Raw genomic sequence first — 25,045 nt, 5'->3', positions numbered from 1 at the left:
CAAAATCCACAAAAATCATAGCCTTGTCCCGCGCTTTGGATGAATCTTAAGTCGAATAGTTTCGAATCCCGTTAATGCTGAAAGGCAAGACGCGCCCGCGGGATGAGCATTGTAAAATGCTAAAATATCGGGCTTGATGCTGCCATGAAATTGAGCACGGCGGCAAGGCAGGTTCTGGATTTCCGCAGTCGCCCGCAGGCCCGCGGTGCGCCGGTTTCGGCTGCCAATTCGAACAGCACCGAACCCGTGCCGAGCGGCGGCCCGATTTCCGGACGCAGGGCGGGCCTTTTCCACCGCCTTCCAACCCTCCGGTCGGTGAACGCCGGTCTTTTGGAAAAGCTCCGCGAAGAAGCGGATCATGGAGGGTTGTTTCTGCTGGCGCCGCTGCTTGTCGGTGCCGGGGTCGCCGCATGGTTTCTGTCGCCTGCGCCGCCATCCGGCACTGAAATCGCCATTGCCACCTGCCTCGCTCTGCCGGTTGCCCTTCTTCTCGGTCATTGGCAGCGGTTGGCGGCGCGTATTCTGCTCGCGGCTGTGCTGGTGTTCACCGGCGCCGGACTGGCGGCCATCCAGACCGCAAGACTGGAAACCGTCATTCTCGAGCATCCCGTGACCACGCACATCACGGCTCGGGTCACTTCAAGGGAGGCGGCTGGACCCGGGCGCTGGCGATACGGAATACGCATCCTCAATACGCGCCAGCCCAAACTGACCCGTGAACCGACTTTCGTGATGCTGACCGCGCGAACCGAAGAAGGGCTGCCCATCGGATCGGTCATTTCAGGCCCGGTCCATCTGTCGCCACCTTCGGGACCGGCCATGCCCGGCCTCACGGATTTCGCCTTTCCGGCCTATTTCGCGGGGCAGGGTGCAAACGGCTATTTCCTCGGCGCGCCCCGCGCCGTCGCCGGACCATTCCCGCGGTCCGACATCGGTCTCATGGATCGGATCGCCGAAACCTTTTCTTCCTGGCGCTCCGCCATCGGCGACCGCATTCGTGCCAGGATTGGTGGGGACGAAGGGGCGCTTGCCGCAGCACTCATCACCAACGAGCAACGGGCCATTTCCGCTGCGACGGTGGAAAACCTGAGGCGCTCCGGACTGGCCCATATCATTGCCATCTCCGGCATGAACATGGTGCTTGCCGCCGGCGTCTTTTTCGTCGGCCTTCGCTCCCTGCTCAGCCTGTCCGTAGGATTCTCACAGGCACTGTCACTGAAGAAGGTTGCGGCAATGGGTGCCGCGCTGGCGACTGCCGCATACTACCTCGTATCCGGCTTTGCCCTTTCGGCCGAGCGGGCCTTCATCATGATGCTGGTCGCTCTTGCCGCCGTCCTCATCGGCCGATCGGGCATCAGCTTGCGCACGCTTGCGCTTTCGGCACTGATCGTGCTGGTCAAGAACCCGGAGTCACTGCTGTCTCCCAGCTTTCAGCTTTCCTTTTCGGGAACCCTGGGCCTCGTAGCCGCCTTCGAAGCCTGGGCGAGGCGAGGGGCTTTGCCCCGGCCGCGCAGCCGTCACCCGGTCATCGTCGGCGCACGTGCGCTCGCGGGCGGAACGGTGGGCATCGTCGCGACTGCCCTGATCGGCGGACTATCCACCGCGCTTTTTTCGGTCGCGCATTTCCAGCGCATGCCGCTCTTCGGTTTTGCCGCGAACATGATGGTCGCGCCGCTGATCGACTTCCTGGTGATGCCCATGGCGCTGCTTGCGATGCTGCTCATGCCGGCTGGGCTCGATTACATGCCGTTGCAGGTCATGGGGGCTGGTCTCAGGGCCGTGATGGGGATAGGCGCCATGGTCGCCGGGTGGGAAAGCGAGCGGCAGATGCTGCCGCTGCCGGCCTGGTGCTTTATCGTTGCAACCGCCGGATTCCTCCTCCTCTGTCTGCTCAAGACGCGGCTGAGGCTGCTCGGCCTGCCCTTGCTTGCGGTTGCCGGCCTCGGCTATGCAACCACATCTCCACCACGGCTTCCGGATATCCTGATTGCGGAAGACGGGGAGGTGGCGGGCATCGTCGCCGGCGGTCAAATTGCTCTCACCACAAAGGGCGGCAGCAGCTTTGTCACCGATCAGTGGCAACGGGCGCTGGGACTGGAAAAAGGCGCAGCTCCTGTTGGCGTTAAGCCGGCTGAAGGTGGAAGAGCGGATGCGGCGCGGGACCGCTACCGGCCGCTGACGGACGAAGAGGAGATTGCCGAACGGGCCTTCATGGCGGAGGTGCTCGACGCGCTTCGCGATGGCACCTTTGCCTGCAAGGCCGGGGCATGGTGCCTCGGGTCCCGGAACGGGACCCGGATCGCCGTGCTGAGGAACGGCATCTATGCGGGCCTTGCCTGCGACATGGCCGATGTTGTTGTAAGTCGCACGGGGAAAGGGTTCCCCACCTGCCGCTCGGGCGCCTTGCTTGTTTCGCGCGATACGCTGCAAAGGACTGGGTCGCTCGCCCTCTACCTGACACGCGATCCGCAAAGACCCGAAATCGTTGCCAGCTTTCAGGATCTCGACCGGCCCTGGATGATCCACCGTGCCCATGACTGGCGGACGGGCGAGTTCCGAACAGACCTTCCGGCCCCGATCGCAGATCTCATCGCGCCACAAGAGAAGCCTGCGTCAGGGGACACGGTGCCGCAAACGCTGCTGCCTAGTGATAGCGGCGAATGAGACCGACCAGCTTTCCCTGCACTTTCACGCGGTCGGCGGCAAAAATGCGGGTCTCGTAAGCGGGGTTTGCGGCTTCGAGCGCGATGGATGCCCCCTTGCGGCGGAAGCGCTTGAGCGTGGCTTCCTCGTCGTCGACAAGGGCAACCACGATGTCACCGGGCGTGGCGCTCGCGGTGTTGCGAATGATGACCGTATCGCCGTCAAGAATGCCGGCGTCGATCATCGAGTCGCCCTTCACCTCGAGGGCGTAGTGGTCGCCGCCGGAGAGCATTTCGGCGGGCACCGAAATCTCATGGGTGTTGTTCTGGATCGCGGAAATCGGCACACCTGCGGCGATGCGGCCCATGACGGGAACGGGAACCGAATTGGATTCATTGGCGGCAACCGGTGCCGGTTTGGCGGGCGCCGGAGCGGGCTGCGGCTTGCCCAGGCTTCCCTCGATGACACTGGGCGAGAAGCCGCGCCGCGGCTGCAGGCTCGGCGTGTAGGCCTCGGGCAGCTTGATCACCTCGAGGGCACGTGCCCGGTTCGGCAGGCGACGGATGAAGCCGCGCTCCTCAAGCGCCGTGATCAATCGGTGAATGCCGGACTTCGAGGCGAGGTCCAGCGCGTCCTTCATCTCGTCGAAAGATGGCGGAATGCCGGATTCCTTCATTCGCTCGTGAATGAAGAGCAGCAGCTCCTGTTGTTTGCGCGTCAGCATCGCCTATCCCCAGATTCGTGAAACAAAGCCAGAACGGACCCTATATGTTCCAGTTGTGTTCCGCAAGTGGCAAAAAATCGATTAACGTTCCAGCCCGAACGATGATTTTTTCACATGGAAGCGGAGAGGCTCGGGAGCATTGCGCGGCGTGGACGCAGGCGTGCGGCCGCCCCGGGGGAGGCGGCCGGAGAAGTGTCGTCAGATGTGTCTCCAGATGGTGACGCCCGCCGGTTCAAGATAGCTTTCCCCTACCAGAATCCCCGCATTTGCAGGGATTGGCAGCTCTTTTGCCTCTGTCCCGAAGTTGAAGGCGAAGGTGAGGTCGCCGCGCCGCGCCAGCCGGATGTCGCCAAGGTCCGGCAGCCATGAGATGCCTGCCCAGTCCAGACAATCGCGCATGAGGGCGTCGAGCCACTCACGAGAGGGAAGCGCCGTCAGATACCGCACCCCCGCATTGCCGACCAGCGCCGGACTGCCGGGACGATAGGCTCCCGTGAAGGTGGCCAGTACCGATTCGCCGGTCTCGATCGTTTCCCTCCACGTTCCCGCGGCGAAGCTGCGGTTGCCGTGAAGCACGGTTTCGCTTTCGGGGGAAGGCAGGCTTTCCACGCGCGTCACCCGGATGTCGATCAGATCGCGGAGCGGTCCCGGAGGCAAGCCGTCCGGGATATGCATGTCGGGCGTCTTGCTGCCGGAACGGGGCCCGAAGAGCACTTTTGCCTGCGATGCCTTCAGCCTTTCGATGAAGCCGGTGTTGGGAATGAGGAGATCGGGGCAGATGACGAGCGCATAGCCCTCGAGATCGCTCTCCTGGCTCACGATGTCGATGTCGACGCCGTGGCGGGAGAGCGCGGCATACCAGTCGAGGCAGATGGCAGAGGCCTGATAGGTGCGTCCCTGCGGCAAGGCCCGGCTAGCCCAGCGGGACTCGTAATCCATGACGAGTGCCACCTTTGCCCGTTCCCTTTGCCGGTTTTTCGGCAGGCGTTCCCGCTCCGCCGCGACGGTTGCCGTCTCATGGAAGGCCTGATCCGGCGTGGAGTCCGGCAGAAGCAAGCCCGCATGGAACTGTTCCTGCGCGAAGGGCGCCTGCCGCCACCGGAAATAGGCCACCATGTCCACGCCGTGAGCATAAGCCAGCCATGTCCACAGCCGCACCATGCCGTCGGCGGGTGCCTGGTTGTGAGCGGCCCAGTTCACCGGTCCCGGTTGCTGTTCCATCACCCACACGCGGCCCCTTCCTGCTGCCCGGTAGAGATCGTGGTTGAAGGCCACCTGGTCCGGGTCGCCGGTTCTCAGCAGCCGCGCCTTTTCCTCGTCGGGAAGCCGCCCGTTGATGAGTCCGCCCATCGGATAGACGTCCCAGGAAGCCACATCGAGATCCTCGGACAGCTTGAAATGATCGAAATCGATGTTGTGAGACATGAAGTTGTGGGTCACGGGCCTTCCCGGGGAACCGGCCCGGATGATCTCCACCTGCTGGCGGTTGAACTGCACCACCTGATCGGAAGAGAAGCGGACGAAATCCACGAGATGCGTCGGGCTCGGCTCTTCCACCACATGCAGCGGCAGGTCCACCTCGTCAAAATGGCGATAGCGCATCGACCAGAAGCGGGTACCCCAGGCCTCGTTCAGGGCATCGATCGTCCCGTACCGGTTTTCGAGCCACAGCCGGAAAGCGCGCTCTGCCTCGGCGGAGTAGCTGTAGATCGTATCGTGATCGCCATATTCGTTATCGGTCTGCCAGGCCCTGACGAAGGGATGATGGCCGTAGCGCTCCACGAAGGCGCGGGTAATGCGGGCCGCCTCGCGGAAATAGGTCCTGCTGGAAAAGCAGTAATGACGCCGGGCGCCGAAGCGTCGGACGTGGCCGTCTGGTCCAACCGCCAGAATGTCCGGATGACGGTCGATCAGCCATTTTGGCGGCGCTGCCGTCGGCGTGCCGAGAATGACCTTCAGGCCGGCCTTGCCGAGAACGTCGATCGCCTCGTCCATGAAGCTCCAGTCGAACTGGCCCGGCTCGGGTTCCACGGCAGACCAGCTGAATTCGCCTATGCGGACCCAGTCGAGGCCGAGTTCGACCATGCGGGCGGCGTCTTCCGGCCACTTCTCCCGCGGCCATTGCTCGGGATAATAACAGACCCCGAGCTCCAGCATTGCGGGGGTGAGATCAGTCGAGGTCGCATCGACCCGGCTTTGCACGGTGGAGGACACGGGCAAGCTCCTTGGAAAGTTGTGATGATGTCAGGCTTGGGCGGCGCCTGCCTCCGGGCAGGCATCGTCATTGCGTTCGATGAGGGTGGGGCGCAGCAGGGCCTGAAGCCGGTCTACCGGCTCGCCCGCCATGCGGCGCAGGATGAACTGGCCGAGCATGGTGCTCGGCTCTGAAATCGGCAGGTAGTAGGTGGTGATGGGCGGCACGAAGTAACGGCTGACGTTCAGATCGTCGGTGGCGATCACCACCGCATCCCGTCCGGGCACAAGCCCGATCTCGTGGAGTGCGGAGACCGCGCCCAGGGCCGCCGCCTCGTTTGCGGCGATGAAGGCCGTCGGCCGGCTGGCCTCCCGGCACATGCCGAGCACCGCTTCCCGCCCGAAGGCCGGCGTAAGCCGACCCTCCGCGACGAAAGCGTCGGAGAAGGGCAAGCCGCGTTCTGCCAGGGCATTGCGGTAGGCGACCAGGCGCGTCATGCCCCAGCTGTATTCCCGCAGCGGGTTGAGCAGCGCGATGCGGCGGTGGCCACGGGCAGACAGGCGCTCGATTGCATCACGCATGACCCAGTCATTGTCCGTGTCGACAGAGGCATGCGGCGCGTTGGAAAGCCCGACCCCATAGGCGACGAAGGGCATCTTAGCCTGCTGCAGCGTGCGGATTCGCGGGTCGTCGCAACGGATGCCGGAGATGATGATCCCGTCTGCCTTTCGCTGTTCCGCAATCTGGCGCACCATTTCCTGACTCTCGGCAAAGTCGCGTACGGTGTAGGGCACGATGCGATAGGGCGTTCCCTCGAGCGCGAAGGAAATACCGGAAAGAAGCTGGGCGTATTCCACGCCCTCCCATTCGTCCTGCCGGGAACCGGGCGCCGTCATGATGGCGGCGACCTGATAGGTCTTCCCGGTCCTCAGCCTGACACCATGCAGGTTGCGCTGATAGCCGATGCGGCGCGCTGCCTCTTGCACGAGATCGCGGGTTTCGGGGCGCACCTGGGGCGAATCCTTGAGCGCCTTGGAAACCGTGGCGATGGAAAGGCCCGTCTCGAAGGCGATCGTCTTGATGGTGGGCCGGGACTCATCGGCATTCGTGGTCATTGGCCGCTGTCTCCGAGGCTGTCCGAGAGCAGGAGATAGGCCGCCGAGGTCCATGCAAATGCCGGATCCCTGAGACCGCGCCCGGTCAGGGCGTCAAAATTTTCGGCGAGACCGTTCAGGGCAGCCATGCGGCAGAAGCGGCGCGCGATTTCCTCGGCTAGCTGCGTCTCGCCCTGCCGTCGCAGTCCGTCCCAGACCAGCAGCGTCGTCGGCGCCCAGATCGGACCGCGCCAGTAGCCGTCCGCCTCGTAGAGCGAGCTGCCTGTGCTCTCGGTTGCCAGTCCCCATTCGGTGACAAACCCGTCGCCCTTCAGCGCGTCCAGCATCTTCTGCCTGATCGCTCCGGTCAGCCGGCTTCCCAGAAGCAGCGGCATGAACTGCACGAGGCTCTGCTGCGGGAGTCGCCGGTCCGGATCGGCAACAAGCCGGGCACGGAAGCGGTTTCCGTCCCACAGCCACTCCACCAGCAGCGTGAACAGCTTGTCCGCTGTCCTGCGATAGCGGGCAATCGCTGCGGCATCCTCAAGCAGGAGATCGCAGAGCGTCTCGCAGGCGAGGATGAGAAAGACCGGGAGGTCGGGCGACATTACCGGTCCCCCCTCGGCGAAGAATGTGGCGTTGTCCCAGCCGCTATCATTGCCGTGGAAATAGGTGGGCAGGCTATCCGTATCGGCGCGGGTGTGCTCGAGCCAGTATTCCACCTGCGCCCCGATGGTGCGGGCGAGATAGGCACGCCGCTCGGGTGTCAGGAATTGCGGGTTGCTGTCGTGAATGAGCCGGACCGCCCAGCCGTGAACCGGCGGTTTGGTAAAGGCGAAGAGCATGTGCCGGTCATTGACGAAGTCGGGCAGGCAGCCACTCTCGTGCTGGTGATCGAAGATTGCTGCAAACTGGTCGAAGGCCAGAGCGGGATCGGCCCGATGGACGCCCAGCGCCGAGAACGCGTTGTCCCAGCTCCAGATGTTGATCATCCAGTTCTTGGACATGAAGATCGAGGGTCGGGTGAGAAGCCCCCGTGGCGGAACGCGGTTGGCCCACAAAAGCGTGGCCGCTAGCCGATGCACCTCCTCCTCCCCCGCGCGGGCAAGGGGCATGCGGGCAAACCAGCCGGCGAAATCCGCTTCCGCATCCGCCCGGGCATCGGCGAAGGGGAGCGGGTGCTCTGGCGGGGGCATGACCTCGAACAGCTCCAGCGAGCCCTCCCAGGCAGCCGAAGGAGCAAAGCTGATCGACACATCCTCTGCATGGTCGCGGCGCCACTGGCCGGACACATCGAGGGCGGTTCCCGAAGCCAGCGGGCGTATCTTCAGATTTTCGCCTGAAGCGACAACGCAGTGCTCTCCGGCCGGCGTGCGAAAGGCGTAGTCGTATCGCGATCCCTTGAGCTTCAGCAGCAAGCCCAGGCCACGCCCCTTCATGTGCAGCGTCTCGCCCCTGCCGATGACGAATTCGATCCGGTTGCCATCCGCCTCCGCCACGAGCCGCGAGGGCTCGAGCGTAAAGCGGGGCTCGACCGACACACCCTGGGCGCCCAGGAAAATCATCTCGCAGAGCCGCCCCAGCGAGGGCCGCTCGTCGCCGCCCGAGACGTGGCGAAGCCATGTGGCGCGGGTGCCATCGCCTTCCGTCATCCGCGAGAGCGTCAGGAACCGGTCTGCGCGGCTGAAGGGAATGCGTTCGAAGTCGAAAAGCATGGCCTATCCCTTCACCGCCGAGCCGACAGCGCCTTCCATGATGTAGCGCTGCGCGAAGAAGAACAGCACCAGCGGCGGCACGCACAGCAGCGTGGTGATGGACGCCACGGCCGTGATGTCGATGTCATGCGGGTCCTTGAAGAGGGCGAGGCCGAGTGTCAGCGTGTATTTCGACTGGTCGTTCAGGAAGATCAGCGGCCCCAGATAGTCGTTCCAGGCATTCATGAAGTGGAAGGTGCCGACAAGGATCAGCGCAGGGGTCATCAGCGGCAGGTGGATGCGCCAGAAGATATCGAAGCTCGATGCGCCGTCCATGCGCGCAGCCTCGTCGATCTCCAGCGGGATCGTCATGATGAACTGCCGCAGCATGAAGACGAAGAAGGCATCCGCGAACCAGGAAGGCACGATAAGCGGCTTCAGCGTGTTGATCCAGCCGAGATAGTTGAACTCCATGTAGAGCGGGATCATCTTCACGTCCCACGGGATCATCATGGTCGCGAGCAGCAGGATGAACAGCGCGTCGCGGCCGGGAAAGCGGAAGCGCGCAAAGCCGAAGGCGACCAGGGACGAGGAGATCAGCTGTCCGATGGTCGACAGCACCACCACGACGGTGGAATTCCAGAGGAAGGTGTTGAACGGCAGCTTGTTCCAGGACGTCAGGAAGTTCTCGAAATGCCACTCCGCCGGCCAGAAGACGGGAGGAAACTGGTAGAGCTCCGCCGTGCTCTTCACTGCGGAGAGGAACGTCCAGTAGAAGGGCAGGATGAAGAGAACGGCAAGGAAGGTGAGGGCGGAGTGAATGAAGAGCTTACGCATCGTGGCCTCCGTCCTTCGATTTCAGTTCTCCCTCGTAGTAGGACCACGCTGCAGACCAGCGCATGACCAGCATGGACAGCGCCAGCACGATCAGGAACATGATCCATGATCCGGCGGCGGCATAACCCATCTCGTAGAACTTGAAGGCGTTGTCGTAGATGTACATGGCGAAGAAATAGGTGGCGTTCTGGGGGCCGCCCTTGGTGAGAAGCAGCGCGATGGTGAGCTGCTGGAAGGCGGCAATGATCGACGTGATGAAGGTGAACACAAGCATCGGCCCCAGCATGGGAAGCGTGATGAAGAGCATCTGCGCCCATCCCGGAACGCCCGAAACGGTTGCGGCTTCGTAAAGCTCGCGCGGTATGCCCTTGAGACCGGTGAGCAGGATGAGCATCGTGCCGCCGAGGCCCCACAGCGAAGCGACGATGATCGCCACCACCGCCAGGTTCTTGTCGCCCAGCCAGTTGACGGGGCCGATGCCGGCAAAGGAGAGCATGTAGTTCAGGAGGCCGTATTCGCTGCTGTAGATCCAGTTCCAGATCATCACCAGCGCCACGCCCGATATCACGCTCGGCAGATAGAAGGCGGTGCGGAAGAAGCCGACGCCGAACCTTGCATGATGGAGCAGAAGCGCCAGCAGGAACGACAGCACGATGTTGAAGGGTACGTAGATCAGCGCAAATCGCGAGGTAATGCCGAGGCTTTCCCAGAACATCGGGTCGTCCATCAGCATCGTGCGGTAATTGTCGAGGCCCACGAAGGTGCGCTCGCCCACGACCGGCCAGTCGTAGAAACTCATCGTCAGCGAGAAGACGAGCGGCCCGAGGGTGAAGAACAGGAAACCCAGAGCCCAGGGAGAGATGAACAGATAAGGGGTGATGGAGAAGCGCGCCCTGCGCTTGCCCGCCTGCATTGCGGCCATATCGGTAGATCCTCCCCGGGGTCAGGTTGTGCGGGATTACTTCAGGAAGCGCTGCGAGCGCTTCACGGCTTCATCGAGATGGGCCTGCGCATTGCCCTGTTCGGTAATCGCGGCCTCGATCGCGAGGGCGAGGTTTTCCTGGATCTGCGCCCACTTCAGGTTCTTGAGGAAGGCGGGACGCTCCTTGTTGGAAACCGCCAGCACGTCGAAGAAGGGCTTGTAAACCGGATCCTTCGTCATCCCCTGGCTTTCGGCCACGCTGGTGCGGACCGGCAGGTCGTTCTTGCGCATCGCGATGGCTTCGGGCGAGGTGTAGAACTTGACGAACTCCCAGGCGAGGTCCGGCTCCTTGGCATCCTTGGCGATCGACATGGCCGAGATGGAAATCGCCGATTGCACCGGCTTGCCCTTGAAGGCCGGGAGATAGGCAACACCGTACTTGACGCCGGATTCGTCGATGCCGGACTTGTTCCACATCGCGCCTTCCAGCATTGCTATCTTGCCGCCCTTGAAGAGCGCGCTTGCGGAGGTGACTTCGCCGACATTGACCGTCGCGGCCTCCTGGTTCTTCGCCATGGCGCCGAACATGTCCAGCACTTCGGCGGCTTCCTTGCTGTTCATGTAGCCGTCGAGCGTCTTGCCGTCGTCGGAGATGTACTTGGTGCCGTTCGACCAGAGGAACTGTTCGAAATCGAAGGGATCGGGTTTTGCATCGACCGCAAAGCCGTAAGTCTTGTCGGCCTCGTTGCGGAACTTTGCCGCCTTGGCGCGCAGGTCGTCCCAGGTCCAGCCTTCCTTGGGCTCCTCGACGCCCGCCTTCGCGAACATGTCCTTGTTGTAGAAGATCACATGGGTGGTGAAGCCGGCCGGCATGCCATAGGTCTTGCCATCGATACGGGAAGCGTTGAGCAGGCCTTCCGGAATGTCCTTTATGTCGAGGGCGGCGGCATCCTTCGCGATCAGATCGTCGAGAGGCATCAGCGAGCTGTGGTACTGCGGGAAGTTCCACATGTACATCACGTCGGGCGGGTTGCCCGCCCCGAAGCCGGCCGCCAGCTTCTGGTCGTAGCCGTCGCCGCCATAGGCTTCGACCTGTACCTTTACGCCCGGATGGGCTTCCTCGAATTTCTTGGCAATGGCCTGCTGGATGGCGAGGCTTTCGTCGCTGTCCCAGGTGGCAAAGCGCAGCACCTGTTCGGCGAATGCGGCCGAGCTGGCAAGCGCAAGGGCCAGAAGCGCTCCGGCTGTTCTCTTGAAGGCGTTATGCATGGGTTTCCTCCTCGGTTGAAAGGCTGGTCCTGATCTGTTTCTCCCGGTCGATCAGGCTCCGGGTTTCGGCATCGAGCGCGCGCGGCAAGGCCTCTCCGCCGGCGTCGAAAAGGTGGCACCGGGCAGGATCGAAAGAGAGGTCGACCCGATCGCCGGACTGGACGGGATGATTGCCGCGGACGATGGCCGTGACCCGCTGCCCGCTGGCCTGAAGATGCAGATGCACATGGCTTTCCGTGCCGAGCCGTTCCACCAGATCGACCGATGCTGCCACGTGACCGCTGCCGGCGGCCACGATCTCCAGGGCATCGGGCCGGATGCCGAGCGTCAGCCGGGTGCCGGACGGGCAGGGCACCGGCCGCTCGAGCCCCACCGTCACGGGACGGCCGAAGCCTTCGCCCGATACGGTGATGTCCTGCCCGTCCGCGCCCCGGGAGGCGGTCTCGAAGAAGTTCATTTTCGGCGAGCCGATGAACCCGGCCACGAAGAGGTTCGCTGGCCGGTAGAAGAGTTCCAGCGGCGTTCCGAACTGGCTCACCGTACCCCTGTCCAGCACCACCACGCGCGAGGAGAGCGTCATCGCCTCCACCTGGTCGTGGGTAACGTAGATCATTGTCGTCTTCAGCCGCTCGTGCAGTGCGGCCAGTTCCACCCGCATGCTGACGCGCAAGCCGGCATCCAGGTTGGAAAGCGGCTCGTCGAGAAGGAAGAGCACGGGTTCGCGCACAATCGCGCGGCCGATGGCCACCCGCTGGCGCTGGCCGCCGGAGAGCTGCTTGGGCTTCCGCTCCAGCAACTCCGTGATCTGCAGGATCTGCGCCGCTGCCGCCACGCGACGTTCGATCTCGGCCCGTGGCATGCCATTCAAGGACAGGCCGAAGGCCATGTTCTTGCGCACCGACATATGCGGATAGAGCGCGTAGGACTGGAAGACCATCGCGATGTTGCGCTTGGCGGAAGGCAGATCCGTAACGTCCCGTCCCCCGAGCAGGATCTGCCCGTCCGTGGGCTCCTCAAGCCCGGCGATCAGCCGGAGCAGGTACTCTTGCCGCAACCAGACGGACCGAGGAACGATACGAATTCCCCGTCGCGGATATCGAGATCGATGCCCTTCAAGACCGGGTGCGACCCGAACGCCTTCTTCAATCCCTTAATCTGAACCGGAGCCAATGCGCGGCACCTCCCCATGCGCCTTCGCAATGCCGCAGCATTTGTGCAGATGCGAAATGTTAAACGTTTATATCGGTCAATATAAACGTTTAGCTTCCGATGTAAATGGCCTGTGCGCTCCTCTGCCCAACAGGCTGTGAAAAAACCCGTGCGTGCGCCTGCCTTGACAGCGCCGCCCCTTTGTCGGACAGGCAGATGCGACCGCCGGGCGCGCCGCCTATTTCCCTTGCCGCCCGCAGACCGACGATGGAGACAGCCATGACCGAGACCAAGCCCGTGAAGAACAATGAATCCGTTTCCGTGGGCGAGGGCGCTGGGCGGGTAATCTTCTCCAACCGCGCCCCGATGGCTCTGATTGCCGGCCCCTGCCAGATGGAAAGTCGGGACCACGCCTTTGACGTGGCCGGCCGGCTGGCCGAAATCTGCCGGACCGCGGGCATCGGCCTCGTCTACAAGTCCTCCTTCGACAAGGCGAACCGCACCTCGCTTTCCGCCGAGCGCGGCATCGGGCTGGAAAAGGCGATGGAAGTCTTCGCCGATCTGAAGAAGGAGTTCGGCTTTCCCGTCATCACCGACATCCACACGGAAGAACAGTGCGCGCTGGTGGCCCCGACGGTCGACATGCTGCAGATCCCGGCCTTCCTGTGCCGGCAGACCGACCTGCTGATCGCCGCGGCGAAGACGGGACGGGCGATCAACATCAAGAAGGGGCAATTCCTCGCCCCCTGGGACATGAAGAACGTGCTCGCCAAGATCAACGGCAGCGGCAATCCGAATGCGCTGCTCTGCGAGCGTGGCGCTTCCTTCGGATACAATACGCTGGTTTCCGACATGCGTGCGCTGCCGATCATGGCGGCCATGGGTGCGCCGGTGATCTTCGATGCCACCCATTCCGTCCAGCAGCCGGGCGGGCAGGGCGGTTCCTCGGGAGGCCAGAGGGAGTTCGTCGAGACGCTGGCGCGCGCCGCAGTGGCGGTGGGCGTGGCAGGCCTCTTCATCGAGACCCACGAAAATCCGGACCGCGCACCCTCCGATGGCCCCAACATGGTGCCCCTCGACCAGATGGCGCGCCTCATCGACAGGCTGATGGCGTTCGACGCCATCGCAAAAGCGTAATGCCTGCCTGCCCTGCTTCGCCCGCCGGGCGGCGCGGATTGTATTTTCCGCGTCATGCAGTATGAAAACCCATCCCACTTCACCCTTGAAACAGGAAGCTGAAATGACCGCCATTACCGACATTATCGCCCGCGAGATTCTCGATAGCCGCGGCAATCCGACCGTTGAAGTCGATGTCTACCTCGAAGATGGCAGCTTCGGCCGGGCCGCCGTTCCCTCGGGCGCATCCACCGGTGCGCATGAGGCGGTCGAGCTGCGCGATGGCGGCAAGCGCTACCATGGCAAGGGCGTTGAAAAGGCGGTCGAAGCCGTCAACACCGAAATCTTCGATGCCGTTGGCGGTCTCGATGCGGAAAACCAGCGCCAGATCGACCAGGTGATGATTGCACTCGACGGAACGGCCAACAAGTCGCGGCTCGGCGCCAATGCCATTCTCGGCGTTTCGCTCGCCGTCGCCAAGGCTGCCGCCGAATCGGCCGGCCTGCCGCTGTATCGCTATGTCGGCGGCCCGAACGCGCATCTGCTTCCGGTTCCGATGATGAACATCATCAATGGCGGCGCCCATGCCGACAACCCCATCGATTTCCAGGAATTCATGATCATGCCTGTCGGCGCGGACAATATCCGCGACGCCGTCCGCATGGGCTCGGAAGTCTTCCACGTGCTCAAGAAGGAACTCGCCGCCCAGGGTCACAACACCAATGTGGGCGACGAAGGCGGCTTTGCTCCTGGTCTGGCCTCGGCTCCCGACGCCCTCGACTTCATCATGAAGTCCATCGAGAAGGCGGGATACCGTCCGGGCGAAGACATGTACCTCGCGCTCGACTGCGCCTCGACCGAGTTCTTCAAGGACGGCAAGTACCACCTGGAAGGAGAAGGCCGCACGCTCGAGCCGGAAGCCATGGCGGCATATCTGGCTGAACTCGCGGCAAAGTACCCGATCATTTCGATCGAAGACGGCATGGCCGAGGACGACTGGGATGGCTGGAAGGCGCTGACCGACAAGATCGGTTCCAAGGTCCAGCTCGTCGGCGACGATCTCTTCGTCACCAACACGGCCCGCCTGCGCGACGGCATCCGCATGGGCGTAGCCAACTCGATCCTCGTCAAGGTCAACCAGATCGGCTCGCTGACGGAAACCCTGGAAGCGGTCGAGACCGCCCACAAGGCCCGTTACACCTCGGTCATGTCGCACCGTTCGGGCGAAACCGAGGATTCCACGATTGCCGATCTCGCTGTCGCGCTGAACTGCGGTCAGATCAAGACCGGTTCGCTCGCCCGCTCGGACCGCACCGCCAAGTACAACCAGCTCATCCGCATCGAGGAAGGCCTCGGCCCCCAGGCTGCCTTCGCTGGCCGCTCCATCCTCAAGGGTTGATCCCGCCACATCTGACGATGCCATAGGCTCGGCCCCTGTCCGCTCGCGCGGGCAGGGGTTTTTTCTTGCATAAAGGAAGGCCGCACATACCCAAGGGCGCGGGTTGCGGGCGTTATTGCGTCTTCCTGAAATCAGGGGCTTGAGCGGCAGTCGTCAGCCACTCAGCCGACCAGTTTCAGTCCCACGATGCCGACCACGATCAACCCGATGCAGAGAAGGCGCAAAAGGTCGGCCGGCTCGTTGAACAACCAGATGCCGAGAATGACCGTGCCCAGCGTGCCGATCCCGGTCCAGATCGCGTAGGCGGTGCCCAGGGGCAGATGCTTGACCGCGAGGGCGAGGAAAACCACGCTGACGGCCATGACGGCGAGCGTGAGAATCGTGGGAACGGGACGGCTGAAGCCGTCGGTGTATTTCATGCCGATGGCCCAGCCGATTTCGGATATGCCGGCGATGAACAGATAGACCCATGCCATGGGTGACTCCTCATTTTCTGCGAAATGCGGGGCCGTCCCACGCGAATGGTCGATGGCGAATCCACCGCCGCAGCCGTCTGCGGTGCAACAAATCTGGCAAAGCGGACCGTGGAAGGCAAGAGGCGGAAAGAGGATGTGTCATGCCCGCAGCGCGTGGCTGCCAGGCCGGCGCGGCAGGCCCGGGGCGATGTCCGCCAAACGCCGCTGGCCGGACCGCCAACGGCGCGGCGGGTGCATGAGGGCCCGGAAATACCCTGCGGATGGTATCGGCCCCGCCCGCGCGCCCCTGCAGCACGCGGGCCGAGGCCCTGGTACCGGTGCCTTATGCGCCGAGCCGTTCGGCGTGCCAGCGCAGGTGGTCGTCCATGAATGTGGAGATGAAGTAGTAGGAGTGATCGTAGCGCTCGTGCATCCGCAGCGTCAGCTTGATGTCGGTGTCCTTCACCGCTTCCTCGAACAGCCAGGGGCGCAGACCGTTATCCAGGAAGCTGTCTGCCTTGCCCTGGTCGATCAGGAACTCGGGGAAACGATGGCCGTCCTTGACGAGCGCACAGGCATCGTACTGGCGCCAGGCGGCACGGTCCGGACCGAGGTATTTCTCGAAGGCATCCACCGACCAGTGGGCGGTCGAAGGCTCCACGATCGGTGCAAAGGCGGAGCAGCTGCGGAAACGGTCCGGATGCTTGAGCGCGATGGTCATCGCGCCATGGCCGCCCATGGAATGGCCAAAGATCCCTTGGCGGTCCATGTCCATGCGGAAGTGCTGGCTGACGAAATCGGGCAGCTCCTCGGTGATGTAGGAGTACATGCGGTAGTTTTCCGCCCAGGGCTCCTGCGTGGCGTCCAGATAGAAGCCGGCGCCTTTGCCCATTTGCCAGTTGGTGAGCTCGTCCGGCACGTCGTTGCCGCGCGGGCTGACATCCGGGCACACGATGATGAGGCCGAGTTCGGCCGCCATGCGGCGGTACTCGCCCTTTTCCATGACATTGGCGTGGGTGCAGGTGAGGCCGGACAGATACCACAGAACGGGCCGCTTTTCGGCAATCGCCTGCGGCGGCACGAAGACGGCAAAGGTCATCTCGCATTTCGTGGCCTCGGACTCGTGGGCGAACACGCCCTGCATGCCGCCAAAGGCGGTGTTCTGGGAAAGAACTTTCATCGAATGTCTCCGGATGGTGATTCAGTGCGGCGACGGGGACTTGGCCCGGCGGCAAAGCCTGTCGAGTGTTTCAAGGAAGCGGGAACGGTCCTTTGGCCTGAAGGCAGCGTTATAGCCCTTGCTTTCGCCGGTCTCGCGCAAATGCGCCGAAAGATCGCGCATCGCGCTCGCCATACCGATATTGCCCTCGTCAAAGATGCGGCCCGTTGGCCCCGTTACCAGCGCGCCGGCCGCGACGCAACGGGCCGCCAGCGGTACATCCGCCGTGATTGCGACATCACCCGGCCTTACCGCCTCGGCTATCCAGTTGTCGGCGGCATCGAAGCCCGCGGAGACGATGATGTTGCGCACCATCGGGTCGCGCGAGGGGCGCAGACCCGAATTGGCGACGAAGGTGACGGGCAGTCCGTGCCGCTCCGCCACCTTCAGGATTTCGGCCTTGACCGGGCAGGCATCCGCATCGACGTAGATCTGCGGTCCGTTCGGATTTGCCTGCGTATCGGTCATGCCAGTCCTTCTTACTCGGCCTTGGTCCACTTTTCCGGGTGCGACTTCTCGGAGTCGCCCGCCGTCCAGACGCCCTGCCAGGTGCCATCGGGCATGTTCAGGTAGATGCCCATGCCGGTTGCTTCGTCCTGAGTATAGCCGAGCGAGATGACGTTGTCGTCAGCGCTGGCCGGTCCGACCGTGAAGTCGGAGCCCACGAGCTTGCCCCCAAGCCCGATGCCCGAGAGCTTCTTGCCATCGATATCCCATTCCGCGCGGTAGACGCCGCCCACGCGCTCGATGGTGATGGTGCCTTCGTAGGGCTCGTTGGTTTCCAGATTGGTGCCGCTGATCTTCCAGGTGCCGACCGGATCGGCGAGGGCGAGGCCCGGGGCGACAAACAGAAGGGCGGAGGCAAGGAGAGTTCTGATCTTCATGGTGGTTCCCGATGATTGGCGGATGAGGTTCAGGGCCTGAGAGCGTGCGACTCGCCGGCCCTGTCCGGCGTCCAATGTGCATTCCGCCATCGCCGCCGCAAAGACTTTGTCTGGGCCAATATTGTTTTAGTAAATAACTAATTGGCGGCCGGCGACGAAACGTTCGGGAATGCCGCATCCGAGGATGCGGCACCGGAAGGAGAGCGCGTCAGTCCTTGAGCGCGCCACTCTTCTTTGCCGTCCACGTGGCGATGTAATCCATCAGCGCGGGGTTGAGACAGTCGTAGGGCTCCAGGCCGATTTCCTTCAGCCGGGCACGAACGCCATCCATTTCAGAAGGCATCACGCCGGCTTCGATGATCGAAGAGACGAAGGCGGCAAAACCGGGTTCCGCCCAGCCTTCTTCCTCGAAACGCTCCGGATGCACGAAGGACAGGCCCTTGAACGGATGGTCGCGCTCGACCGGGCCGTACATGTGAACGCCGCAGGCCTTGCAGGCGTGGCGCTGGATGAGGGCTGCCGGATCGACGACGGCAAGCTTGTCGCCGTTCGCCTCCACCGTCACGTTCTCCGTACCCGTGACGGCGACGACAGAGAACTTCGCGCCCGCAGGCTTCCAGCACTTGGTGCATCCGCAGGCGTGATTATGCGCAACACTTCCCTTGATCTTCAGGCGCACCGGGCGATCCGCGCAATTGCAGACCAGCGTTCCTCCCGCAAAACCGGACGCACCTTTCTTTACCCCGCCGTCAATCGACGGGTGCAGCATGACATTACCCATTTCAGTATTCCTCCTGCCGAAAAACAAGCTTCCGTTGCGTCGGCTTCGCAACCATCAGGGAACCGGCCCGAAACCCGGTGCCGGCAATATCGGCTGGGTTTCGGGCGGGTGTGACATCTCCGGCCTCAGTAAACGACGACCGAACGGATGCTCTCGCCCGAATGCATCAGGTCGAAGCCCTTGTTGATGTCTTCGAGCGGCAGCAGATGCGTGATCATCGGATCGATCTCGATCTTGCCTTCCATGTACCAGTCGACGATCTTCGGAACGTCGGTACGGCCGCGCGCGCCGCCGAAGGCCGTGCCCATCCACTGACGGCCGGTGACCAGCTGGAACGGGCGGGTGGAGATTTCCTGGCCTGCGCCGGCCACGCCGATGATGACCGACTTGCCCCAGCCGCGATGCGAGGCCTCGAGCGCGGTGCGCATGACCTTGGTGTTGCCCGTGCAGTCGAAGGTGTAGTCGGCGCCGCCGATATGGTCGATGCCGCGCTTCGTCAGGTTGATGAGGTAGGGCAACAGGTCACCCTCCACTTCGGTCGGGTTGACGAAGTGGGTCATGCCGAAGCGCTCACCCCATTCCTTCTTGCCGTTGTTGATGTCGACACCGATGATCATGTCGGCGCCGGCAAGCCGCAGGCCCTGGATCACGTTGAGGCCGATGCCGCCAAGGCCGAAGACGATGGCCGTCGAGCCGATCTCCACCTTGGCGGTGTTGATGACGGCGCCGATGCCGGTGGTCACGCCGCAGCCGATGTAGCAGATCTTGTCGAAGGGAGCGTCCGGGTTCACCTTGGCCAGCGCGATCTCCGGCAGGACGGTGAAGTTCGCGAAGGTCGAGCAGCCCATGTAATGGTGGATCTTGTCCTTGCCGATCGAGAAGCGCGAGGTGCCGTCGGGCATGACGCCCTGGCCCTGGGTGGCGCGGATCGAGGTGCAGAGATTGGTCTTGCGGGAGAGGCAGGAATAGCACTCGCGGCATTCCGGCGTGTAGAGCGGGATGACGTGGTCGCCCTTCTTGAGCGACGTTACGCCCGGGCCGACGTCGACGACGACGCCCGCACCTTCATGGCCGAGGATGGCCGGGAAGAGCCCCTCCGGATCGGCACCCGAAAGGGTGAAGTCGTCGGTGTGGCAGATGCCGGTCGCCTTCACCTCGACCAGCACCTCTCCGGCCTTCGGGCCGTCGAGATTGACGGTCATCACTTCAAGCGGTTTACCGGCCTGAACGGCAACGGCGGCGCGTACATCCATGGCTATGAGCCTCCCAGATTGGTGTTGTCGGGACATGTCATGCCCGATGGCTTACCGAGCGGCAAGCAGGAAATGTATATTAGTCCAAGGGAAAGGCCCGGGCGTACCAAAGCGACACCGATGCGCCATAAAACGTCAGCCGGCGAGCCAGGGGAATAGTTTTTCGCAGGCATAAACAACGGCATAGGCGTGGATGGCCAGCGCTGCATAGAGCCCGAATCCCGCAACCAGGCGCTCGCCGCCCGTCATCGGGTCAAGCGCTTCGCGAGGCTTCACACGGCCGACGCTCATGAGGCTGAGCAGCGTAAACACGGCGAGAGCGGCCATGATCGCAACCGTGGGGAGGCCGATGCGCCAGCCAACACCGAGGATCACCGCCGTAACCCCGAAGCTTGCAGCGATCTGCACGGGGCGCGAGGGAAACACCTGCCGGATCACCTGACCGCCGTCAAAGCGATACATGGGCAGAAGGTTGAGGAGGTTGAAAGCGCCGAGCACCAGCAGGAACAGGATGGCCGGCCCGGCCAGTTCGTGCGGCAGGCTCCCGCCATGGGCCAGCTCGAAAGCGGCGATGGTGACCGGTACAAGGAAAGCGGACAGGCCGGGGCCCATCAGCGCGCAGGCAGCTACCTCGAACAGGCTGTTATAGGGCCGTCCGCCGATGGCGAGGCCGCCCAGAAACGGAATGAAGATCATCCGTGCGCTGCGATGGCCGAAGGTGCGATAGGCGGCGATATGGCCGAACTCATGCAGCACGATGACCACGGTCAGCAGTGTGGAAAGCAGCAGTCCGTTTGCCGTCAGACCGAAAAATGGCCACATGACGAGGGTCGAAAGCGTGGCGCTGAGGACCTGGGTGAGTGGATGCTCTATGATCCCGCCGGCCCTTGCGACGCCGGTCTCGGCCCACTGCGCGAGCTGCGCAAGTTCCCGCCGCGCCGCGAAGTACCGGAAGAGAAACATGGCGACGCCGCGATAATGATCGGTGATCTCCACCTCCAGGAGGGCACCATCTGGATGGACCCTTACGCGCCTCCGCTCGGAGAAATGCGCCCAGTAGGACCGGTGAAGCGCGCTGTCCTCGATGACCGATGTAGCGACCTCGCGCCCGTCGATGCTCTGCTGCGTATCGAGCGAGAGCACGCGCACGATGGGCCGTCCGTGTCGGTCGGGATAGGCATAGGCCTGGCGCGCACGGTCGCTTCGTCCGTCAAGCGGCCCGCTTTCGACGATACCCGGGCTCCAGGATGCATGGTCGCCGAGGGGATGCACGGCGTTCTAGAGACGATCCGGCGAAAGCGGGTAGACACGGCTGAAGCGGATTGTCCTGCGGCCCAGCGGCGCTGCCATCAGCAGCCAGAGCAGGCCGAGGTTGAGCGCGAGGAGGATGGTTGCCGCGGTGAAGCTATGCACGTGTCTGGGGCTCCGGATCCCGAGGGCTTTTCCCGTTACCGCTAGCACGCAACCCGGTCAGAAACGGTTACCGGGGTGCGCGGTATTTTAGCAGCCGCCACCTTTCATGCTGCGATCCGCGGCGCGCGGCGGCGAGGCGCGGGTGCCCGGGGGCGGACGGTAAAGAGCAGCCGCACCCAGCCTGGCTCGTTGAGACCCGGCTGCGTGACGGCATCGATGGCAAGAAGCACCCGATGCAGGGCCGCAGAAGGTTGCCTGTCGCCCTCCTCGGTCCCGGCCTCGATGATGCGGCGGGCATAGTCCATGTCGTCCGCGCCGATTCCGCGCAGCGGACCGCTGCGGCTCTGGGCATAGGCACCATGGCCGTCGTGCAGCGCGTGGCGGATCTGGCTGAGCGCAAAGACCTTGAGGCTGTCGGGGACATGATCGGCGCGCGCAATGACTTCGTTGAGCAGCCGAAGTTCGAGAGGGCTGGCGATGACGCCATCGGCGGCCAGCATGCGTTCCAGCCAGAATGCATTCGTCTCGTCGAGCGTGCCCTTGGGGTGGCACTCGTCGATGATGAAGCGGGTGAGGGCGTTGACGAAGAAATCCGCCCATTCCGGACAGGTCTCCCGGCAGGAGGCATGGAGGGCAAAAAGAAGAACCGCGCCTTCGGCATCCATGACCCCTTCCGGGAAGAGGTCGGCCTTCAGCATGGCAACATCACGGGCATTGATCTTGCCCTTTCCGGCAATCACATTGGCCGGGAACGAGAGTCTGAGCTCACTCATTCTGTAACTCCGTTTCATCATGAAACCGGAGGTACAGATAACAATCTTCCGTTGAGATTCCCGAAACAAAGACAGTTAAGCGCGTCTTTTCGGAATGGGTGCAATACTAGCGTTTGGCGGCTTCTTGTGCCCGCACGCGCTCCCGCCATAGAATGAAGAGACCGGAGCCCACGATGATGACGATGCCGAGCCATTTCGAGGGTTCGGGAAAATCCGAAAAGAGCAGGTAGCCCAGCGCCGTCGCGGAGATGATCTCGAAATACTGGAAGGGCGCCAGCACCGAAAGCGGTGCCATGCGGAAGGCACGGACGACCAGGAGATGCAGGTAGCCGGAGAGCGCTCCGAGGAGGAGCAGCAGGCCGAGCGCACGCCAGCTGTGGGGCAGGGAGGGCGCAAAATCGCTGCCGGCGGCAGCGTTGCCCACAAGAAGCGCCATGCCCATGAACAGCGTGCCGCCGAAGCCCGCGAGCGTCTGCATGGTCAGGGGCGGATCGGCGTCGCCGATTGCCCGGTTGAGGAACATGTAGATCGCGAACAGGAAGGCGCAGAGCACCGGCAGCAGAGCGGTCCAGCCGAAGATCGCATAGCTGGGCTGGATCACGATCATCGCGCCGCCAAAGCCGATCACGATGGCCAGCCAGCGGCGCCAGCCGACCTTTTCTCCGAGAAACAGCGCCGAAAGCGCGGTCAACATGAAAGGCTCGACGAAGTAAATGGCAAAGACATCGGCCAGCGGCATGTACTTCACCGCCACGAAGAAGAGCAGACTTGCCGCCCCGTGCAGCACGCCCCGCAAGAGATTTGCAAAGGGGCGTTTCGCCCGAAGGAAATCACGCCCGTTCAACGTGACGAGCAGCGGCAGCGTCGCGACAAGCTGGAAGAAGAAGCGGTAAAAGGTCACCTGCGCCGGCGACATGCCCTCCACCACCGCCATGTATTTGGCAATGGCGTCCATGCAGGGCAGAACCGCCATGCAGGCGGTCATCAGCAGCATGCCGCGTATGACGGTGTTCGACTCGTGCATCGGCTTTCCCCTTTGTCGCGGAAGACCAAACAGAATCGGTGTCCGGCTGCAAGCCGCAGAGCGGCGGCTCGGGTACGCAAGGCCATGGCATGGCCACCCCAGGGGAAGAATAGTCGCCTTTGCCCCTTTTCAAACCCCGGGACTGTAATAACTTAAACGGAAGGAAGGCGGATCGGCCCCGGCCCCTGCCTTCCGGGAGCGGATGACCACGAACCGGCGGACGGCGCTCCGCCCCCAGGAGGTTCCCCATGCCGTATTTCGAGCCGCGCACACCCGCGGCGGGAACGGATTTCGACGACACCCTCGGCGGCCGCCTCAGCCACGCACGCGACTGCGCCGGCCTGACGCTCGAAGCGGTGGCGCGTGGCGTCGACATGCATTCCGCGACAATCCGCTACTGGGAGGCAGATCGCGCTGCGCCCTCGCTGGCCTCGATCCGAAAGCTCGCGGCTATTCTCGGCGTATCCCAGCTTTGGCTTCTTACGGGCGAAGGAGAAGGACCCGGCCATGGTTGCCCGGATACGCCCATTCTTCCACTCGTATCCCGCGACTTCAGCCGCAAGCTTCACCGCCGTCCGCGGCGGACCGGCGCCTGACGAAGTGGATTAAAGAACTGGGGCAAAGTCTTCGCCAGAAACAACAAAACCCGCCGAAGCGGGTTTTGTTTGGTGCGGTCGAGAAGACTCGAACTTCCACGGGTTGCCCCACAGCGACCTCAACGCTGCGCGTCTACCAATTCCGCCACGACCGCATCGTGGTAGGCCGAAGTGCTCCGGCGGGGCTGCATGTAGCAAAAGCATTTGGGGGGTGCAATAGCGCCGGAAGAGATTTTTTCAAAACAGTGACACTCATGTGGACGAAGCGCAGCGCAGCGCCTTGTAATCCGGGCATCTTGGCAGGTGAAAACTTTTTTGCCACATAGGCTTACGGCTGGCCGGAAGGTGCTTTCCGCGCCGCAGCCGGGTGAAAGGCGGGAGAATCTCCATGCAGCGCAACGATTTCGAACCGCTCTTCGGCGCGGCTCCTGGTTCTCCGCCGGTCCGCTGGGTCATCAGCGATGGTCTCGTGGATTACGAGAAGGCGGTCGCCTTCATGGAATCGGAGGTGGCGGCAATTGCCGAAGGCCGCGCCGACGAGCTGGTTTGGCTCCTCGAGCATCCGCCGCTCTACACGGCCGGTACCAGTGCCGATTCGAAGGATCTGATCGATCCTGACCGGTTCCCTGTACACGCAACCGGCCGGGGCGGCGAATACACCTATCACGGGCCGGGACAGCGGGTCGGATACGTGCTTCTCGACCTGAAACGGCGCAAGCAGGATGTGCGTGCCTTCGTGGCGGCGCTGGAACAGGTGGTGATCGGGACGCTTGATCGGATGAACATACGGGGCGAAAGACGCGAGGACCGGGTCGGCGTCTGGGTGCGTCGACCGGAAAAGCCCCGTCTGCCGGACGGAACGACGGCGGAAGACAAGGTGGCGGCGCTGGGCATCCGGCTGCGCAAATGGGTGAGCTTCCACGGATTTTCGCTGAACGTGGACCCGGATCTCTCCCATTTCGGCGGCATCGTGCCGTGCGGCATCACCGCCTATGGCGTCACGAGCCTGGTCGACCTCGGCCTGCCTGTCATGATGAGCGACGTGGACATTCTGCTGAAGGCAGCCTTCGAGGAGGTGTTCGGCCCGACGGTGGCGATTGCCGCCGATTCGGTCAGCGGCTTGCCTTCTGGAACCGTTTCACCACCCGTTCCCGCTTGAGGCGCGACAGGCGCTGGATCCAGAAGATGCCGTCCAGCTGGTCGATCTCGTGCTGCATGCAGACGGCTTCGAAACCGGACATGACGCCCTCGTGCCTTGCGCCTTCGAGGTCCTGCCACGTCAGGCGGATCGCGCGGGCGCGTTCCACATCCTCGGTCACGCCAGGCATGGAGACGCTGCCTTCGGTTGCGGTAAAGCGGTCTTCCGAGAAGGCCTCGATCTGAGGATTGACGTAAAGGCGGGGTTCGCCGGGTTTCAGTTCGATCACCACCACACGGCTGGCAATTCCGCAATGGCAGGCGGTGATACCCACGCCCGGCGCGGCCCTCATCGTCTCCAGCAGATCGTCCGCCAGGCGCGAGAGCGCCTCGTCAAACACCGTTACAGGCTGGGCGACAGTCTTCAGGCCGGGATCGGGATAGCGCAGGATGGGAAGCACGGACATTT

The 25,045-nt window shown here is 63.2% G+C and carries 23 protein-coding genes, 1 tRNA gene and 1 pseudogene; 5 read left to right on the top strand and 20 right to left on the bottom strand.

All coding sequences use genetic code 11. The features are described 5' to 3' along the window. The first annotated feature begins 144 nt into the window (after positions 1–144). Complete coding sequence (locus GGR23_RS10410; RefSeq protein ID WP_183366203.1) at positions 145–2,664, top strand: ComEC/Rec2 family competence protein; 2,520 nt, start codon at positions 145–147, stop codon at positions 2,662–2,664. Here the strand turns inward: GGR23_RS10410 and lexA are convergent. From lexA to GGR23_RS10370, 8 genes and pseudogenes are all read right to left on the bottom strand, one after another. Then, complete coding sequence (gene lexA, locus GGR23_RS10405) at positions 2,645–3,367, bottom strand: transcriptional repressor LexA (protein WP_183366202.1); 723 nt, start codon at positions 3,365–3,367, stop codon at positions 2,645–2,647. The genes GGR23_RS10410 and lexA overlap by 20 nt on opposite strands. A gap of 198 nt (positions 3,368–3,565) precedes the next feature. Beyond that, the gene (locus GGR23_RS10400; RefSeq protein ID WP_183366386.1) at positions 3,566–5,524 is read right to left on the bottom strand and encodes a beta-galactosidase; all 1,959 of its coding nucleotides are present in this window, start codon (positions 5,522–5,524) and stop codon (positions 3,566–3,568) included. 87 nt (positions 5,525–5,611) lie between these two features. Then, positions 5,612–6,676, bottom strand: a complete 1,065-nt coding sequence (locus tag GGR23_RS10395; protein WP_183366201.1) for a LacI family DNA-binding transcriptional regulator — start codon at positions 6,674–6,676, stop codon at positions 5,612–5,614. Continuing rightward, on the bottom strand, positions 6,673–8,370 hold the full coding sequence (locus tag GGR23_RS10390; RefSeq protein WP_183366200.1) for an amylo-alpha-1,6-glucosidase: 1,698 nt from the start codon (positions 8,368–8,370) through the stop codon (positions 6,673–6,675). Before GGR23_RS10390 ends, GGR23_RS10395 begins: the two co-directional genes overlap by 4 nt. A 3-nt stretch (positions 8,371–8,373) precedes the next feature. Beyond that, on the bottom strand, positions 8,374–9,186 hold the full coding sequence (locus GGR23_RS10385; protein ID WP_183366199.1) for a carbohydrate ABC transporter permease: 813 nt from the start codon (positions 9,184–9,186) through the stop codon (positions 8,374–8,376). Continuing rightward, on the bottom strand, positions 9,179–10,108 hold the full coding sequence (locus GGR23_RS10380) for a carbohydrate ABC transporter permease (RefSeq protein ID WP_183366198.1): 930 nt from the start codon (positions 10,106–10,108) through the stop codon (positions 9,179–9,181). The genes GGR23_RS10385 and GGR23_RS10380 overlap by 8 nt, the downstream gene beginning before the upstream one ends. 36 nt (positions 10,109–10,144) lie before the next feature. Further along, positions 10,145–11,377, bottom strand: coding sequence for an ABC transporter substrate-binding protein (locus tag GGR23_RS10375; RefSeq protein WP_183366197.1), 1,233 nt, complete (start codon positions 11,375–11,377; stop codon positions 10,145–10,147). Then, positions 11,370–12,547 (bottom strand): annotated as a pseudogene (locus GGR23_RS10370) (ABC transporter ATP-binding protein). Before GGR23_RS10370 ends, GGR23_RS10375 begins: the two are co-directional and overlap by 8 nt. A 258-nt stretch (positions 12,548–12,805) precedes the next feature. On the opposite strand from GGR23_RS10370, the gene kdsA reads away from it, so the two are divergent. After that, entirely contained in the window at positions 12,806–13,663 is an 858-nt protein-coding gene (kdsA, locus tag GGR23_RS10365; protein WP_183366196.1) for a 3-deoxy-8-phosphooctulonate synthase, read from the top strand. Between the two features lie 103 nt (positions 13,664–13,766). Continuing rightward, positions 13,767–15,041 carry a phosphopyruvate hydratase gene (gene eno / locus GGR23_RS10360; RefSeq protein ID WP_183366195.1) on the top strand — a complete coding sequence of 425 codons (1,275 nt, stop codon included), beginning with the start codon at positions 13,767–13,769 and terminating at the stop codon, positions 15,039–15,041. Positions 15,042–15,202: 161 nt separating this feature from the next. On the opposite strand, the gene GGR23_RS10355 is transcribed toward eno, so the two are convergent. From GGR23_RS10355 to GGR23_RS10315, 10 genes are all read right to left on the bottom strand, one after another. Further along, the gene (locus GGR23_RS10355) at positions 15,203–15,517 is read right to left on the bottom strand and encodes a DMT family transporter (RefSeq protein WP_183366194.1); all 315 of its coding nucleotides are present in this window, start codon (positions 15,515–15,517) and stop codon (positions 15,203–15,205) included. A gap of 322 nt (positions 15,518–15,839) precedes the next feature. Continuing rightward, positions 15,840–16,676: an S-formylglutathione hydrolase gene (fghA, locus tag GGR23_RS10350; RefSeq protein ID WP_183366193.1), complete on the bottom strand. Its 837-nt coding sequence runs from the start codon at positions 16,674–16,676 to the stop codon at positions 15,840–15,842. 21 nt (positions 16,677–16,697) lie between these two features. Continuing rightward, on the bottom strand, positions 16,698–17,183 hold the full coding sequence (locus tag GGR23_RS10345; protein WP_183366192.1) for a YaiI/YqxD family protein: 486 nt from the start codon (positions 17,181–17,183) through the stop codon (positions 16,698–16,700). 11 nt (positions 17,184–17,194) lie between these two features. After that, on the bottom strand, positions 17,195–17,599 hold the full coding sequence (locus GGR23_RS10340) for a hypothetical protein (protein ID WP_183366191.1): 405 nt from the start codon (positions 17,597–17,599) through the stop codon (positions 17,195–17,197). Positions 17,600–17,807: 208 nt separating this feature from the next. Next, the gene (gene gfa, locus GGR23_RS10335; protein WP_183366190.1) at positions 17,808–18,380 is read right to left on the bottom strand and encodes an S-(hydroxymethyl)glutathione synthase; all 573 of its coding nucleotides are present in this window, start codon (positions 18,378–18,380) and stop codon (positions 17,808–17,810) included. Between the two features lie 125 nt (positions 18,381–18,505). Then, positions 18,506–19,633 carry an S-(hydroxymethyl)glutathione dehydrogenase/class III alcohol dehydrogenase gene (locus GGR23_RS10330; protein WP_183366189.1) on the bottom strand — a complete coding sequence of 376 codons (1,128 nt, stop codon included), beginning with the start codon at positions 19,631–19,633 and terminating at the stop codon, positions 18,506–18,508. Between the two features lie 135 nt (positions 19,634–19,768). Further along, entirely contained in the window at positions 19,769–20,905 is a 1,137-nt protein-coding gene (locus tag GGR23_RS10325; RefSeq protein WP_246365203.1) for a zinc metalloprotease, read from the bottom strand. 6 nt (positions 20,906–20,911) lie between these two features. Continuing rightward, the gene (locus tag GGR23_RS23445) at positions 20,912–21,046 is read right to left on the bottom strand and encodes a hypothetical protein (RefSeq protein ID WP_281375709.1); all 135 of its coding nucleotides are present in this window, start codon (positions 21,044–21,046) and stop codon (positions 20,912–20,914) included. A gap of 104 nt (positions 21,047–21,150) precedes the next feature. Further along, a complete protein-coding gene (locus GGR23_RS10320; RefSeq protein WP_183366188.1) occupies positions 21,151–21,819 on the bottom strand; it encodes a hypothetical protein in 669 nt (222 codons plus the stop codon). 106 nt (positions 21,820–21,925) lie between these two features. Beyond that, positions 21,926–22,843, bottom strand: coding sequence for a DMT family transporter (locus GGR23_RS10315; RefSeq protein ID WP_246365200.1), 918 nt, complete (start codon positions 22,841–22,843; stop codon positions 21,926–21,928). Positions 22,844–23,091: 248 nt separating this feature from the next. On the opposite strand from GGR23_RS10315, the gene GGR23_RS10310 reads away from it, so the two are divergent. Continuing rightward, entirely contained in the window at positions 23,092–23,439 is a 348-nt protein-coding gene (locus GGR23_RS10310; RefSeq protein WP_183366187.1) for a helix-turn-helix domain-containing protein, read from the top strand. Between the two features lie 70 nt (positions 23,440–23,509). On the opposite strand, the gene GGR23_RS10305 is transcribed toward GGR23_RS10310, so the two are convergent. Then, a tRNA-Leu gene (locus GGR23_RS10305) sits at positions 23,510–23,594 on the bottom strand. A gap of 233 nt (positions 23,595–23,827) precedes the next feature. Between GGR23_RS10305 and lipB the strand changes: the two genes are divergently transcribed. Beyond that, positions 23,828–24,598 carry a lipoyl(octanoyl) transferase LipB gene (gene lipB / locus GGR23_RS10300; RefSeq protein ID WP_183366186.1) on the top strand — a complete coding sequence of 257 codons (771 nt, stop codon included), beginning with the start codon at positions 23,828–23,830 and terminating at the stop codon, positions 24,596–24,598. On the opposite strand, the gene GGR23_RS10295 is transcribed toward lipB, so the two are convergent. Continuing rightward, on the bottom strand, positions 24,552–25,043 hold the full coding sequence (locus GGR23_RS10295) for a peptide deformylase (protein WP_183366185.1): 492 nt from the start codon (positions 25,041–25,043) through the stop codon (positions 24,552–24,554). The genes lipB and GGR23_RS10295 overlap by 47 nt on opposite strands. Positions 25,044–25,045: the final 2 nt, after the last annotated feature.

This window comes from Gellertiella hungarica (genome assembly GCF_014197145.1).
Lineage (GTDB): Bacteria > Pseudomonadota > Alphaproteobacteria > Rhizobiales > Rhizobiaceae > Gellertiella > Gellertiella hungarica.
The sequence above is the reverse complement of the archived record's forward strand: the minus strand, read 5'-3'. Positions and strand labels throughout refer to the sequence as shown.